The following is a 14,552-nucleotide window of genomic DNA, read 5'->3' as shown; positions in this document are numbered from 1 at the left end:
CGATTGCGGGAAACCGAAGAGCGGTCATCGTCGTCTAAGTGATTGTGGCCGGTTCGATGCCGGCACGCAGTTTGCTTTTCGGTGTGGCGGAAGGAGCCGTCATCATGAGCACGAAGACGAAGAACCGTATGGACAAGGCCCGCTACGACGAGCTCAGGTGCATTCTGGAGGCCCGACGCCTCGAGATCATCGGAGAGGTCCAGCACAAGATGCGGGATGTACGGGCCGAGGGAGCCGCGGCGCCGCTGCATGACGTTCGCGACGACGCCGAGACCTCCGAGGCCGACATCCAGGACGATATCGAGTTCGCCCTGCTGCAGATGAAGGCGGAGACCCTGAACAAGATGACCGAGGCGCTGTCGCGCCTCGACGAGGGGACGTTCGGCTACTGCTACGAGTGCGGGAAGGAGATCTCCAGCGGGCGGCTGCGTGCATTGCCGTTCGCCGTGCGGTGCACGGATTGCGAAGCGATCCGGGAGGTCGAGCTGGAGCGCGAGGTGCATGTCGCCCGGCGCGGGGCGGTATCATTGTTTGCCGATGTCGTCGGCTGACGCAGCGCTTCGGAGCTCGTTGCCCGGAGCGTCGCCTCGCCCGGGCGGTGCACGATGAACGACGAACCCACGCGTCCGGACGCGCCGGCGTCTCCGCCGGACGAGCCTGAGCTGTCGGTTCCGGCGGAGCTGCCGATCCTGCCGCTCCGCGACACGGTGTTGTTTCCCGGCGCATTCATGCCGCTGGCGGTTGCGCGGGAGAGTTCCGTGCGGCTCGTCGAGGCGGCCGTCGAGGGCGAGCAGCTCGTCGGGGTCTTCACGCAACGCGAAGCGTCGGTCGAAGAGCCCGGTCAGGCTGATCTCTACGACATCGGCACCATCACGCACATTCACAAGATGTTCAAGCTGCCGGATGGCAGCTTGCGGCTCATCGTGCAGGGGCTGGCCCGCGTCACCCTGGACGGAATCACGGCTTCGGAGCCCTTCCTGCGTGCGGCCGTGCGCGCCGCGGAGGAGGTCGTGTCCGACGACGATCGCCTCGAGGTCGACGCGTTGCAGCGGAACATCAAGAACAACTTCCAGCAGGTGGTGTCCCTTTCTCCCCTGCTCTCCGACGAGCTGCAGGCGTTGTCCGGGAACATCTCGGAACCGGGCAAGCTGGCCGACTTCATCGCGGCCAGTCTGGCGACGCTGGCCACGGCCGCCCGGCAGCAGGTCCTGGAAACGCTCGATGTCCGAGCCCGAATGGATCATCTGAACCGCATCCTGGTCAAGGAGATCGAGGTGCTGGAGCTCGGCTCGAAGATCCAGTCGGAGGTGCAGTCGGAGATGGGCAAGAGCCAGCGCGAGTACCTGCTGCGCGAGCAGCTCAAGGCGATAAGGAAGGAGCTGGGCGAGAACGACGACCAGGCCAAGGAGATCGAGGAGCTGCGGCAGAAGGTCGAAGCGGCAGGCATGCCGGACGCCTCGCTGAAGGAGGCGCTGCGCGAGCTCGACCGCCTCTCGCGCATGCCGGTCGCGGCGGCCGAGTACACCGTGTCGCGCACCTACATCGACTGGTTGATCGCCCTGCCCTGGAATCAGCGGACCGAGGAGAAGATCGATCTCGCGCGGACGCGGGAGACATTGGACGGCGACCACTCCGGACTCGAGAAGGCGAAGGACCGCATCCTGGAGTACCTCGCCGTGCGGAAGCTGAATCCCGACGTGAAGGGACCGATTCTCTGCTTCGTCGGCCCGCCCGGAGTCGGGAAGACGTCGCTGGCCAAGGGCATCGCCGCGTCCATGGACCGCAAGTTCGTGCGCGTCTCGCTGGGAGGCATGCGGGACGAAGCCGAGATCCGCGGCCATCGGCGGACCTACATCGGCGCGTTGCCGGGGCAGATCATGCAGGGGCTCCGCCGCGCCGAGTCGAAGAACCCGGTGTTCATCCTCGACGAGATCGACAAGCTGGGGATGGACTTCCGGGGCGACCCGGCCTCCGCGCTACTGGAGGTGCTCGATCCCGAGCAGAACTCGACTTTCCGCGACCACTACGTCGACCTGCCGTTCGATCTCTCGGAAGTGCTCTTCATCACGACCGCGAACGTCCTCGATCCGATCCCGCCGGCGCTGCGCGACCGGATGGAGGTCCTCGAGTTGCCCGGCTACACGGAAGAGGAGAAGCTGCTCATAGCGACCGAGCATCTCCTCGGCCGGCAAGTCGAGAACCACGGCCTGACGTCCGAGCAGGTGCGTTTCACCGAGGAGGCCTTGCGCGCCGTCATTCGCGGCTATACGCGCGAGGCTGGCGTGCGCAACCTCGAGCGCGAGATCGGCGCTCTCTGCCGCAAGGTGGCGCGGCGGCGGGCCGAGGGGGACGAGACGCCGGTCGAGATCAGCGCCGAAGTCGTCGTCGAGATGCTGGGTGCGCCGAAGCATCTCGATGAGGAGGTGGCGCAGCGCACGAAACGACCCGGCGTGGCCATCGGACTGGCGTGGACGCCGGTAGGCGGCGACGTGCTGTTCGTCGAGTCGCGCCGGATGAGCGGCAGCGGCACCCTCACCCTGACCGGACACCTGGGCGACGTGATGAAGGAGTCGGCGCGCGCCGCGCTTTCGTGGCTGCGGGCCAATGCGTCCCGCTACGATGTCGATCCGGCTTTCTACGGCGAGGCCGAGGTGCACCTGCACGTGCCGTCGGGCGCCATCCCGAAGGACGGGCCTTCAGCCGGGGTCACGATGGTCGCCGCGCTGGTTTCCGAGCTGACCGGGCGCCCGGTGCGGGGCGACCTGGCCATGACCGGCGAGATCACCCTTTCCGGAAACGTGCTTCCCGTCGGCGGCATCAAGGAGAAGGTGCTGGCCGCGCGCCGGCTCGGGATCGTCGAGGTCGTCCTGCCGAGGCAGAACGAGAAGCACGTCAACGAGGATCTCAGCGAAGACCTGCGCCGCGAGATCGACGTGCACTACGTGTCGATGATCGACGAGGTTCTGGACTTGGCGTTGCTGCCCGCCCCGCCGGCGCCGCCCCGCGCGGAAGACCCTGCCGGCGCCGAGCAGGTGCACGGAACCGTCCAGTAGCCGGTCCGGCCCCGGATGGAGGACTCCGCGGGCGCCATGGCCGGTCCGCGATATCGTCCATTGGCGTAGCCAGAGCGGTTCCAGGGCTTTCCGTATGTTCATCCCGACTCTTGCCGGGGCGGGACACGATTGGACTAGATTAGACTAAACCCCAGCGCCGTCTTCATGTCGGCCACCGGTCCCTCGGCGACAGCCTCCCGCGCCTCGTCCAGAGTGAAGATCCGCGGCTTGAGTACCTCGTCCGCATCGAGCGCCAGCCGGGACGTGGCGGTGAGCCCGGTCAGGCGGTAGAAGATCATCACCTCGTCGCAGTAGCCGGGGCTCGGATAGAAAGCGCCGATCCGCTCGACGCGCCGGGCGGTCCAGCCCGTCTCCTCCGCGCATTCCCGCCGGGCCGCCGCCTCCGGATCCTCGCCGGGCTCGACGTTGCCGGCCGGCAGCTCCCAGATCCAGCGGTCGACGGCATAGCGGTACTGGCGGACCAGGATCACCCTCCCGGGGTCGGGCTGCGGCACGAGGATCGCCGACGCCGGGTGCCTGACGACGTCCATCGCTGCCTCGCGGCCGTTCGGCAGCCGTACGCGGTCCTGGTAGGTCCTGAAGGCCCGCCCCCGGTGGACGGCGCGGCTGTCGAGCGTGGAGGCAGAGCTTTCCTTCACGCGTGTTCCTCCGATTCCGATGGGGGCACGGCGGCGTGGCTCCAATCGCCGGCCCGTCGCCGCGTGACGTCGCGGATCTCGGCGCCAAGTCTGTCCAGGTCGTCGGGCAACGCGCAGGAGACCGCGATACGCCGCCCGTCGCGCGGGTGCGTGAACGCGAGCCGCGCGGCGTGGAGAAAGGGGCGGTCCAGCCGCTGAACCACGCGCAGATGCGGCGGCGGGTGGCGCCTGCGGCCACCGTAGGCGGCGTCCCCGACCACCGGGTGCCCGATGGCGCTCAGGTGAACCCGGATCTGATGCGTACGGCCGGTGGCGATCGCCAACCGCGCGAGCGTGACGCCGTCGAGCCGCTCGGCCATGACCACCCGCGTGACCGCCTCGCGGGCGCGCCGCGAACGCGTTGAGATGCGCTTCCTGTCCACCGGGTCGCGGCCGATCGGCAGGTCGATCCGTCGCCCCTGCCGCACCAGGCCCCACACGAGCGCGACGTACTCCTTCTCTACCTCCCGGTCCGCGAACTGCCGGGCGAGCTCGGCGTGCGCCCCATCGTGCTTGGCGACGACCATTACCCCGGACGTGCCGCGATCGAGGCGATGCACGATGCCGGGGCGCAGCTCGCCGCCGATGCCGCTCAGATCCCGCACGTGGTGCAGTAGCGCATTGACGAGGGTGCCGTCGGCGTGGCCCGCGGCGGGATGCACGACCATGCCCGCCGGCTTGTCGACGACGACGAGATCCGCGTCGTCGTAGAGGACCGCGAGTGGAAGTGCCTCGGGTCGCGGCGCCGCCGGGGCGGGCGCCGGGATCACGATGCGCACGACGTCGCCGCTGCGGACCGCGGTGCCCGGGCGCGCCGCGGTGCGGTCGATCTCGACCCGACCCTCCCGGATCAGCCGCTGGATCTGTGAACGTGTCCGGTCTGCGAGGCGGGAAGCGATGAACTGATCGAGGCGGGATCCGGCGTCATCGGCCGGCACGTCGAGGTCGATGCGCTCGGACGGTGGCGGCTCGCCGCTGTCGCGGGTGGCCATGACTTGTGCGCCGCGCCCGGCTGTGGTCAGGCGCCGCTCCGCGCCGGCGCGGGCCCCGGACTCGATCCGCCGGCGCGCGCCAGCAGCACGAGCATCACGATGCTCAGCGGAACCAGCAGCACGGAGACGAACTGCGAGGTCGAGAGCGTGTCGAGGACCGTGCCGCGCGGGTCGCCGCGGTAGAACTCGATCACGAAGCGCACCGCGGGATAGAGCAGCAGATAGGCCCAGAAGGTGCGGCCCGGGAACGGACGCCCCCGGCGCTCGAAGGCGAGCAGGACGCCGAGGATGACCAGCGCGGCGACCGATTCGTAGAGCTGTGTCGGGTGCAGACTGACGTCGAGCGGCGTGCCGACGTTGGCCGCCGCCAGTGGGTCGGTGAACGTGACTCCCCAGGGCAGATCCGTCGGGTGACCGTAGCAGCACCCCGCGAGGAGACAGCCGAGGCGGCCCACCGCCTGACCGGCCGCGATGCCGGGGGCGAACGCGTCGCAGGTCGCCCACAGGGGCAGGCCGCTCCGCTGCATGTACCAGAACGCCACCGCCACCGCGAGCAGCATGCCCCCGTAGAAGACGCCGCCGGAACGGACCAGGGTCCACAGCTCCGCCGGATTGCGCGTGAAGTGGTCGAACTCCACCACGAACAGCAGCAGCTTGGCGCCGACCAGGGCGCTGACGATGATCGCGATCCCCAGGTCCATGATCCGCTGTCCGTCAAGTCCGCGCGCCCGGCCGCGGACCACCGCCACCTGCAGCCCGATCAGGTACGCCGACACCAGCAGCAGGCCGTACGAGTAGATGCTGATCGGACCGAGTTCAAGCAGTTTCGGATACATGGGAGTTCAGGAAGACCATGTCGAGGATCAGGCAGCAGGCCCCCACCGTGATCGCGGCGTCGGCGACGTTGAAGGCCCAGAAGTGCCAGCTTCCCCAGTAGACGTCCACGAAGTCGACGACGTAGCCCGACGCGATGCGGTCTATGAGGTTGCCGATCGCGCCGCCGATGATCGCGGCCAGTCCGAGTCGGGCCAGCGGCTGACCCGGCGGAAGACGGCTCGCGTACAGGGTGATGGCGATCAGGGCGAAGAGGCCGATCGCGGTCATCAGCGCCCGCTTGAACGGGATGTCGACCGTGTTGAGCAATCCGAAGGCGGCGCCCGTGTTGCGGACGTAGCTGAAGTCGAGAAGTCCGGGGATGATGGTCACGCTCGAGTACAACGGCAGCCAGGCGTGCACCATGGCCTTCGAGACCTGATCGAGAAGCACGATCCCGACGACGATGCTCAGCATCAGCCCGCGCGACGGGAAGGCCGGCGCAGGCGTCCCCGCCTCGGAGGGCGGCCGCCGATCGGCGGTCGACGGGCCGGCGGGCGGCGGTTCAGCCGACACTTTCCATGGCCTCCGACAACGCATCGACGCAACGGGTGCACAGGCCGGCCGGGTCGCCGTGGCTCACCGACGGCACGTAGCGCCAGCAGCGGTCGCACCTGACGCCTCCGGCGCGCTGCGCCTCGATGATCGCCGCGCCCCCCGGCTCGGTGAACCGGGTGCCGGCGGCGGTTGCCGCGTCCGCGTCGAGCGGGAGATCCGGATCCGGCGCAACCGAGACGTCGGACGTGATGAACAAGGTAGCCAGGTCGGCGGCGTACCGTTCGGCGAGCTCGGCCGTCGACCCGTTCGCGCGCACCGAGACGCCGGCCTCCAGCGAAGTGCCGACCGTCTTCTCCTGGCGGAGCCGCTCGAGCTCGACGTTGACGGCGTCGCGCAGGGCCAGCAGCCGTTGCCAGCGGGCGAGCAGCTCGCGGTCCACCAGCGCTTCGCAGTCCGCCGGCAGATCCGCCAGGTGCACGCTGTCCTCGCGCGCGCCGGGCAAGAAACGCCAGAGGTCGTCGGTGGTCACCGGCAGGATGGGAGCGAGCAGTCGCGCGAGCCCGTCGGTCATCGTGTAGATCGCCGTCTGCGCCGACCGCCGCGCCTTCGACCGCCGCGCGAACGTGTAGAGCCGATCCTTGGAGATGTCGACGTAGAACGCACTCAGGTCGACGGTGAGGAAATGGTTCACGGCGTGCGCGATCGGCTGGAACTCGTAGCGCTCGTAGGCGGCGAGGACGGTGCAGCCGATCTCCCCGTAGCGCGCCAGGGCGTAACGGTCCACCTCTTCGAGGTCGGCGACCGGCACGCGGTCGGCGACCGGGTCGAAGTCGAACAGGTTGGCCACCAGAATCCGCAGCGTGTTCCGGATCTTGCGGTACGCCTCGACTACGCGCGCCAGGATCTCGTTCCCGAGGCGCACCTCCTCGCGGTAGTCGACCATCGCCACCCAGAGTCGAAGGATCTCCGCGCCGTAGCGCTTGATGATGGTCTTGGGATCGATGATGTTGCCGATCGACTTCGACATCTTGTGCCCTGCCGCGTCGACGACGAAGCCGTGGGTCAGGACCTCCCGGAAGGGCGCCGCGCCGCGCGTGCCGAGCCCGACGAGCAGCGAGCTGTGGAACCAGCCCCGGTGCTGGTCCGAACCCTCCAGGTAGAGGGTGGCGGGCCACTCAAGATCCGGTCTCTGGTCGAGCACGGCCTCGTGGCTCGAACCCGAGTCGAACCAGACGTCGAGAATGTCGCGCTCGCGCTCGAAGTTCCGGCTCTCGCACGACGGGCAGGCGAAGTCCGGCGGCAGGAACTCGTCGAGGTCCCGCTCGTACCAGGCGTCGGCGCCGTGCTTCTCGAAGATCGTGGCCGCCTGCTCGGTCAGGGCCGTCGTCAGCATCGCCTCGCCGCACGACGTGCAGTAGAGGGCCGGAATCGGCACGCCCCACGACCGCTGCCGCGAGATGCACCAGTCGGGTCGGTTGGCCACCATGTTGCGGATCCGCTCTTCTCCCCAGGCGGGAAACCACCTGACTCGCGCGATGGCGTCGAGCGCCCGCTGCCGCAGTCGGCCCCGGTCGAGCGCGATGAACCACTGCGAGGTGGCGAGGAAGATGACCGGTTTGTGGCAGCGCCAGCAGTGGGGGTACGAGTGCTCCACATCGGAGCGGCCCCAGAGCCGGCCCCGCTCGGCGAGGGCGGCTTCCACCCGCGGGTTGGACTCGAAGACGCCCATTCCGCCGAATAGACCCACATCGTCCGCGAAACGACCTCCCGGTCCGACCGGCGCGTAGACGTCCAGGCCGTACTTGACACCCGTATGGAAGTCGTCGGCCCCGTGCCCCGGCGCGGTGTGCACGGCTCCCGTGCCCTGCTCGAGGGTCACGTAGTCGGCCAGTACCGCGATCGAGTCGCGGTCGTACAGCGGATGCCGGAACCGCAGTCCCTCCAGGTCGGCTCCCCGGAACGTCGCGAGCGGAGCTCCCAGCACCCGGCCGATCTGCTCGGCGACGCGGTCGGCCAGCGGCTCGGCCAGAATGATGGCGCCCGCCCTTCCGTCCTGCGTCGTGGTCGCGTATGCCCCGTAGGTCACCTCGGGGTGAAAGGCGACGGCGAGGTTCGACGGAATGGTCCACGGCGTCGTCGTCCAGATCAGCACCCCCGCGGCGCGGTCGGCCAGGGCCGGCGCCAGTGCGCGCCGCGCCGGCTCGCTCCCGGTGGAGAGCGGGAACTCCACGAAGATCGACGGCGACCGGTGGGGTTCGTACTCGACTTCGGCTTCGGCCAGCGCCGTGCGGCACCCTATGCACCAGTGCACCGGTTTCTTGCCGCGGTAGACGAGGCCCTGCTCGACGAACCGGCCCAGCGCGCGGACGATGGTCGCCTGGTAGGCATAGCGCATCGTCTGGTACGGCGCGGCCCAGTCGCCGAGCACGCCGAGACGCTTGAAGCCGGCGCGCTGAATGTCGATGTAGCGCTCCGCGTACCGCCGGCACTCCCGGCGCACGTCGGCCACGCTCATGTCCCGCTTGCGCTTGCCCAGCTCGCGGTCCACCCGCAGCTCTATCGGCAGCCCGTGGCAGTCCCAGCCGGGCACGTAGGGCGCGTCGAAGCCGGCCATCGTGCGGGCCCGGACGATGAAGTCCTTCAGGATCTTGTTCAGCGCGGTGCCGACGTGGATCTCGCCGTTGGCGTACGGGGGCCCATCGTGGAGCACGTAACGGGGCGCGCCGCGCCGCCGCTCCCGGATCCGGCCGTACAGATCCTTCTCCTCCCAGCGGGCGATCGCGTCCGGCTCGGTGGCGGGCAGCCCGGCCTTCATCCGAAAGCCGGTCCGCGGCAGGTTCAGAGTCTCTTTCCAGTCGGGCATGGCGAGGCGGCGCGCGGTGCCGACGCGGGCGGGCGGCGCCACTCGCTTCAATTGTAGTGCAAATATAATGGTCCTCATGCCGGTCGGGACGCCCCCCGCGCCGCACGCCGCACGCTCCCGCACCGGCCCCGCGCGACGCGTCAACGCCGTCTTCTTCGACGTCGACTTCACCCTCATCCATCCCGGACCCGCCTTCGACGGCGAGGGCTACCGGGACTTCGCCGCGCGCCACGGTCTCGAGGTCGACGCGTCCCGTTTCGAGGAGGCGGTGCGCGACGCCGCCGTGGAGCTCGAGCGGCTGCAGGACGGCGCCTACCGGCCCGAGCCGTTTCTGCGCTACGTGTCGCGCGTTCTGATCCGGATGGGCGCGGTCGGCGAGGGCATCGAGGCCTGCTCACTCCAGATTTACGACGAGTGGGCCCTGTGTCACCACTTCACGCTCTACGACGACGTGTCGCCGACGCTCGCGGCCCTGCACGCGGCCGGCTATCGCATCGGCCTGATCTCCAACACGCACCGCTGCCTGGACGCGTTCCAGTCCCACTTCGCGTTGGAGCCGTTCATCACCGCCGCGGTGTCGTCGTCGGACCACGGCTACCTGAAGCCGCACCCGAGCATTTTTCGCGCCGCTCTCGACCGCATCGGGACCTCCGCGGCGGACGGGGTCATGGTGGGCGACAGCATGACCCACGACATCGCGGGGGCCCGCCGGGTAGGCATGGCGGCGGTGCTGCTCGTCCGATCCGGGCAAACGCCGGAGAACGTGGACGGCGTGCCGGTGATCCGGACGCTCGCCGAGCTCCCGGCCCTGCTCGCCGAGGGCTGCGGCGGGCGTCGCCCCGCGCAGGCTGACGGGAACTGAGGGACGTGGTGTTGCACAAGGGACGTGGTGTCGCACAAGAGAGAGACAACGGTCCGTGATGGGAGTAGGATGGGGCGATGGCTTTCATGATGCCGCCGTGCGCCGCCTCGTTGCGTTCGGCTCCGCGTGCCCGTCGCTTCACCGTTCTGGCCGTCCTGCTCGCCCTCTGGGGACTCCCTCCGACACCGGCGGACGCCCAGTCGCGGCGGCTCTACGTGCAGGCGTTCGAACGGGGCACAGGCTCCATCGTCACCGATCTCGGAGTGCCGGAGGTGATCGTGCGGGAGGACGGCGTCGTCCTGCCGGTGACCGACGTGCGGCCGGCGAACCTGCCGACCAAGCTCGTGGTCCTGGTGGACAACAGCCGTACCGCCGCGCGCGCGTTCGATCGCGTCCGCGACGGACTGCGCGGCTTCTTCGACCGCCTTCCGAACCAGGAAGTGTCGCTGCTCTCCCTGTCGCCGCAGCCTCGCTGGTGGGTCCAGGGCGCGATCGGCCAGGAAGAGATCGACGCCGGGCTGCGCCGGATGGAGGTCGGGGGGCGCTCGATGCGGCTCATCGACGGTCTGGCGGAGGCCAACGAGTGGATAGCCGAGGATACGGGACCACACCGGCCCGTGATCGTGATCGTTGCGTCGTCCGGGCGCGACCGGAGCGCGGATCGCACCGAGAGGTTCCTGGATACCGCCCAGGAGTTGCTGCGGCGCGGCGTCACCGTGCATTCGTTGTTGATGCTGCCGCCGGCGCCGGGCTCGCTGCAGCGGCGCGTGTCGGTAGCCGAGGCGGTCGGCCGTGACCTGGAGAACTTCACCGGCGGGTCCCAGGCGACCATCTTCCTCGGGTCGCGCCTCGAGGACCCGCTGGGCGACATCGCGAGTCGCATCGTGCAGCGGAACCGGGAGCTGTCGAGTCAGCACGAGGTCCGCTACGAGCGCCCCGAAGACCTTCCGCGCGGGCAGATTCAGGTCGACGTCCTCCGCCTCGGGGTCCGCTACATGGTGTCGGCGAACGGCAAGCTGGCAGAGTCTGCCGGACGTGGAGCAGCCCGGATCTCCAACGCTCGATGAGGATGAGGGCCGCTTCGGAACGGGCCGGCCGGTGACCGTCAGCCGCCCGCTGTGTTCCTTTGTCGCGCCTTGCCGCGCGGGCGCCTCGCCGCTCGCGGCGCGGCGCGGGTTTCCACAACGGACTGCTGGAGGAGAGTTCGGTCATGCGTGACGCGCGTCTCGTTTTCGGGGTCGCAATGGTCTTGACCACGGGGGCTGGCGGGGCCGCGGCTCAGCCGCCGGCGGCCCCGGTCCCGACATTCGCCCGCGACGTTGCCCCGATCGTCTTCGACCACTGCGCGAGCTGTCACCGGCCGGGCGACATCGCCCCGATGTCGTTCCTTTCGTACCGCGAGGTGCGGCCGTGGGCGCGCGCCATCCGGGACAAGGTGGTCTCGCGCGAGATGCCGCCCTGGCACGCCGCGCCGGGAGGCGTCCCGATCCGCAACGTGCGGTCGCTCAGCCAGACGCAGATCGACACGGTCGCCGCGTGGGCGGACGGCGGCGCGCCGTTGGGGAATCCCGCCGACCTGCCGCCGTTGCCGGTGTTCACGGCGAACGAGTGGCACCACCCGAGCGGCCGTCCGCCGGACATCGTCCTGGACCTGCCGGTGGTCATGGAGATCCCGGCCGACGGCGAGTTGCCGTACTACAACATCTACTCCGAGATCCCGTTCGCGGAGGACGTCTTCGCCGAGGCGGTCGAGATGCTGCCGGGCAACCGATCCGTCGTGCACCACATGAGCGCGCACGTCACGACGCTGCCGGCGGGAACGACCATCGTCGAGGGCGTGCCGCACCAGGACGGCCGGCCGCTGACCGCCGGCGAGATCCGGGCGGCGAGCGACCGCGACTCGAACGTCCTCGGGGCCGGGGCCGCCAAGCTCATCTGCTTCGTGCCCGGCCGCGGGTTCGAGATGTTCCACGCCGGGGTCGCCAAGCGGGTCCCGGCCGGCAGGTTCCTGCGCTGGAGCCTGCACTACAACGTGACCGGCCGGCCCGAGACGGACCACTCGCGCATCGGCATCTGGAAGGCGCGCGACAGGGTCACGCACGAGATCCTCTCGCGCACCATCGGGAGCCCGCTGCCGACGACGCCCGACCGGACCCTGCCGGTGACGGTCAACGGCGAGGAAGTGCCCCGGCGCGCCGTGCCGCCGATTCCGCCCCATGCCGACGACTGGGAGATCGTGATGCGCACGGACGTGGCCGAGCCGATCACGTTCTACGCGATATCGCCCCACATGCACTTGCGAGGGAAGGACATGCGGTTCGTCCTGCAGTGGCCGGACGGCCGCGAGCAGGTGCTGCTGGACGTGCCCCGCTACGACTTCAACTGGCAGACCGAGTTCGAGCTGGTGGAGCCGCTGCGGATTCCCGGCGGGAGCACCCTGATCGTCGAGGGCCACTACGACAACTCGTACCGCAACCGCTACAACCCGGCTCCGCAGAAGGAGGTCTACTGGGGCGAGCAGAGCTGGGACGAGATGTTCGAGGGCTGGATCAAGTACTCGATCGACAGCCAGGACCTGACCGCGGTTGCGGTGACCGACGGCCAGGGACAATAGCCGTCGGCCAGGGTGCCGCGCCGGCCGCGGGGTCGCTTCGCGCGGCGGCAGCCGATCGGCGCACGTCCCGTCATGGCGCGGGTGGCGCCGCCGTCTCGAGCCGTTCGGCCTCGGCGTAGTGGCGTCGAGCCCCGTCGGCATCGCCCAGCTCCTCGAGCGCGATCCCCAGGTTGCGGTGTGCGCGTACCCCCGCCGGATCGAGTCGAACCGCCTCCCGGAAGGCCTCCGCCGCTTCCGCCATGCGAGTTCCCGAGGCAAGGGCTATCCCGAGGTTGTTGTACGCCTCGGCGTCCTCCGGCCACGCGTCCACCGCGAAACGGAACTGCTCGGCCGCCTCCGCGTACAGGTTCGCGGCGAGCAGCGCGTTTCCGAAGTTGTAGCGCAGGTCGCCGGTGGCGGGGTCGGCGGCGATCGCCTGCCGATAGTGCTCGATGGCGCGGTCGGTCTCGCCGCTGGCCGCGAGAGCGCTCCCGATGTTGCTGTGGGCCTGCGCGTAGTCGGCGTCCAGGGTGAGGGCGGTCTCGTAGAGCCCGATGGCCCGCTCCAGATCTCCCCGCTCGCGATACGCGGTGGCCAGGTTGTTGTAGGACGCGGCGCGCATGTGGTCCTTCGACAGCAGCGGCCAGTTGGCGCCGACGATGCAGGCGAGGACGATCCCCGCGACGAGGGGCGCGTGCGCGACGGTGGCGGTGCGCCGTGCGACGCGCACCAGATGCTCTCCTCCAGCCGCCGCGAACAGCACGAGGAGCGGCGCCAGGGGATAGCGGTAGCGGGCGAAGACGTAGAACGCGATCACGCTCGCCGCGTACAGCCCGAGCATCAGGTACAGCGGGAGGAGTCGTCGGCGCTGCGGCCAGGTGACCGCGATGCCGACTACGGCGAGAGGCACGAGCAGCCCGAAGTGGGTGAACCAGCCGGTTGCGGCCAGCGGCACGGAGTGCTCCGCGTGGGCGTACTGGCTCTCGGTGTCGATCACCTCGACCGCATTGAAGGTGAGCGCCGTCTTGCGGACCAGCAACTGCAGCCAGCGTCCCGGCGCCGCCGCGATGTCGTCGAACGCCTGGCCGACCCAGTAGCGCGACACGCCGGCCGGTGTGAGGTCGCGTCCAACCGCCGCCTCGGCCAGGGCGGTCGCGTCGTCGCGCTCGAACGCCGCATCGCCCCGGCCGTACCGCAACGGACGATAGGCGCCGTCCGCGTCCGCACTGTTGCCGATGTAGAAGTTCGGTCCGAACTGCGATGTCGTCAGGTGCCATTCGCCGCCGACGGCGCCGTTGCGCAAGGCGACCGGAACCAGCACGATGGCGACCCCGGCGGCCATGAGCGCGGCCTGTCGCAGCCAGTCGCGCCGCTCGCGCCGTCCCAGCCAGAGCCAGGCGCCCAGGGCCGCCACCAGGATCAGCGCGTTCTCGCGGGTCAGGCACAGCGCACCGAGGATGGCGCCGACGCCGACCCAGCGACGGGCGGGAGGTGCGCCGTCCAGGGTTCGGCTCAGCATCCAGAGGAGTCCCGTCAGCAGGAAGACGTCGACCACCGACTTCTGCAGGGTCGCGTCGACGAAGATTGCCGGCGCATAGAGAGCCAGCGCCGCCCCGGCGACGATGCCCACCCGCGGCGAGAGGAAGCGTCCCCCGGCCGCCGCGAGCAGGACCGCCGAGGCCGAGCCCAGCGCCGCCTGGCAGACGCGCACGAGGGTGACGTCCGATCCGAGCGCGGAATAGATCACGCCGAGGAGGTAGGGATAGAGCGGGGCCTGGTAGAAGACCTCGGCGCCAAGCCAGTCGCCGGCCGCGAGCTCCCGCGCCCAGCGATCGTACCCCGCGGAGTCGCCGAGCAGGAGGTCGCCGAACGGGGAGGCGCCGAGCTGCCAGACGTGAACGAGGCGGACGAGCAGGGCCGTCGCGAAGATCGCGGCCAGCGCCGGCGTTGCGACGCCCGGCGCGCCGGCTGCCGCCGCGCGGCTCGCAGCAACGTGAGCGCCGCGCTCCTGGCGGGCCCGGCGCCGCCGGGCTGTACGTCGTCCCATGTTCTTCCGCCCGTAACTATAGCGACAGCGACGGTCGGCTCGGTGCCCGCTTTCCGTGTCGAGCCGTCTCTCT

The 14,552-nt window shown here is 69.9% G+C and carries 11 protein-coding genes; 5 read left to right on the top strand and 6 right to left on the bottom strand.

What is annotated here, in order from left to right; translation table 11 throughout:
* Positions 1–56 precede the first annotated feature (56 nt).
* The gene (locus F4X11_05390; GenBank protein ID MYN64449.1) at positions 57–551 is read left to right on the top strand and encodes a TraR/DksA family transcriptional regulator; all 495 of its coding nucleotides are present in this window, start codon (positions 57–59) and stop codon (positions 549–551) included.
* A 54-nt stretch (positions 552–605) separates the two neighbouring features.
* Entirely contained in the window at positions 606–3,053 is a 2,448-nt protein-coding gene (gene lon / locus F4X11_05385) for an endopeptidase La (protein MYN64448.1), read from the top strand.
* Positions 3,054–3,187: 134 nt separating this feature from the next.
* Here the strand turns inward: lon and F4X11_05380 are convergent, their stop codons facing one another.
* From F4X11_05380 to ileS, 5 genes are read right to left on the bottom strand one after another with little or no spacing between them, the layout of a single operon-like run.
* Complete coding sequence (locus F4X11_05380) at positions 3,188–3,712, bottom strand: NUDIX hydrolase (GenBank protein MYN64447.1); 525 nt, start codon at positions 3,710–3,712, stop codon at positions 3,188–3,190.
* Positions 3,709–4,743, bottom strand: a complete 1,035-nt coding sequence (locus tag F4X11_05375) for an RluA family pseudouridine synthase (GenBank protein ID MYN64446.1) — start codon at positions 4,741–4,743, stop codon at positions 3,709–3,711. Before F4X11_05375 ends, F4X11_05380 begins: the two co-directional genes overlap by 4 nt.
* 26 nt (positions 4,744–4,769) lie before the next feature.
* A complete protein-coding gene (lgt, locus tag F4X11_05370) occupies positions 4,770–5,579 on the bottom strand; it encodes a prolipoprotein diacylglyceryl transferase (protein ID MYN64445.1) in 810 nt (269 codons plus the stop codon).
* The gene (gene lspA, locus F4X11_05365; GenBank protein ID MYN64444.1) at positions 5,560–6,156 is read right to left on the bottom strand and encodes a signal peptidase II; all 597 of its coding nucleotides are present in this window, start codon (positions 6,154–6,156) and stop codon (positions 5,560–5,562) included. Before lspA ends, lgt begins: the two co-directional genes overlap by 20 nt.
* On the bottom strand, positions 6,122–8,977 hold the full coding sequence (ileS, locus tag F4X11_05360; GenBank protein ID MYN64443.1) for an isoleucine--tRNA ligase: 2,856 nt from the start codon (positions 8,975–8,977) through the stop codon (positions 6,122–6,124). The genes lspA and ileS overlap by 35 nt, the downstream gene beginning before the upstream one ends.
* A gap of 76 nt (positions 8,978–9,053) precedes the next feature.
* On the opposite strand from ileS, the gene F4X11_05355 reads away from it, so the two are divergent.
* From F4X11_05355 to F4X11_05345, 3 genes are all read left to right on the top strand, one after another.
* A complete protein-coding gene (locus tag F4X11_05355) occupies positions 9,054–9,839 on the top strand; it encodes an HAD family hydrolase (GenBank protein ID MYN64442.1) in 786 nt (261 codons plus the stop codon).
* A gap of 77 nt (positions 9,840–9,916) precedes the next feature.
* Positions 9,917–10,906, top strand: coding sequence for a VWA domain-containing protein (locus F4X11_05350; GenBank protein ID MYN64441.1), 990 nt, complete (start codon positions 9,917–9,919; stop codon positions 10,904–10,906).
* A 143-nt stretch (positions 10,907–11,049) separates the two neighbouring features.
* The gene (locus F4X11_05345; protein ID MYN64440.1) at positions 11,050–12,453 is read left to right on the top strand and encodes a hypothetical protein; all 1,404 of its coding nucleotides are present in this window, start codon (positions 11,050–11,052) and stop codon (positions 12,451–12,453) included.
* Between the two features lie 70 nt (positions 12,454–12,523).
* Here F4X11_05345 and F4X11_05340 read toward each other — a convergent pair whose 3' ends face one another.
* Entirely contained in the window at positions 12,524–14,479 is a 1,956-nt protein-coding gene (locus tag F4X11_05340) for a tetratricopeptide repeat protein (protein MYN64439.1), read from the bottom strand.
* Positions 14,480–14,552: the final 73 nt, after the last annotated feature.

The sequence above is a fragment of the Acidobacteriota bacterium genome (assembly GCA_009861545.1).
GTDB lineage: Bacteria > Acidobacteriota > Vicinamibacteria > Vicinamibacterales > UBA8438 > WTFV01.
This window is presented reverse-complemented; position numbering and strand designations above follow the sequence as displayed.

Coding starts and splice junctions, on each gene's coding strand:
- F4X11_05390 (MYN64449.1), top strand. CDS start 57: ATGCCGGCACGCAGTTTGCTTTTCGGTGTGGCGGAAGGAGCCGTCATC.
- lon (MYN64448.1), top strand. CDS start 606: ATGAACGACGAACCCACGCGTCCGGACGCGCCGGCGTCTCCGCCGGAC.
- F4X11_05375 (MYN64446.1), bottom strand. CDS start 4,743: ATGGCCACCCGCGACAGCGGCGAGCCGCCACCGTCCGAGCGCATCGAC.
- lgt (MYN64445.1), bottom strand. CDS start 5,579: ATGTATCCGAAACTGCTTGAACTCGGTCCGATCAGCATCTACTCGTAC.
- lspA (MYN64444.1), bottom strand. CDS start 6,156: ATGCGTTGTCGGAGGCCATGGAAAGTGTCGGCTGAACCGCCGCCCGCC.
- ileS (MYN64443.1), bottom strand. CDS start 8,977: ATGCCCGACTGGAAAGAGACTCTGAACCTGCCGCGGACCGGCTTTCGG.
- F4X11_05355 (MYN64442.1), top strand. CDS start 9,054: ATGCCGGTCGGGACGCCCCCCGCGCCGCACGCCGCACGCTCCCGCACC.
- F4X11_05350 (MYN64441.1), top strand. CDS start 9,917: ATGGCTTTCATGATGCCGCCGTGCGCCGCCTCGTTGCGTTCGGCTCCG.
- F4X11_05345 (MYN64440.1), top strand. CDS start 11,050: ATGCGTGACGCGCGTCTCGTTTTCGGGGTCGCAATGGTCTTGACCACG.
- F4X11_05340 (MYN64439.1), bottom strand. CDS start 14,479: ATGGGACGACGTACAGCCCGGCGGCGCCGGGCCCGCCAGGAGCGCGGC.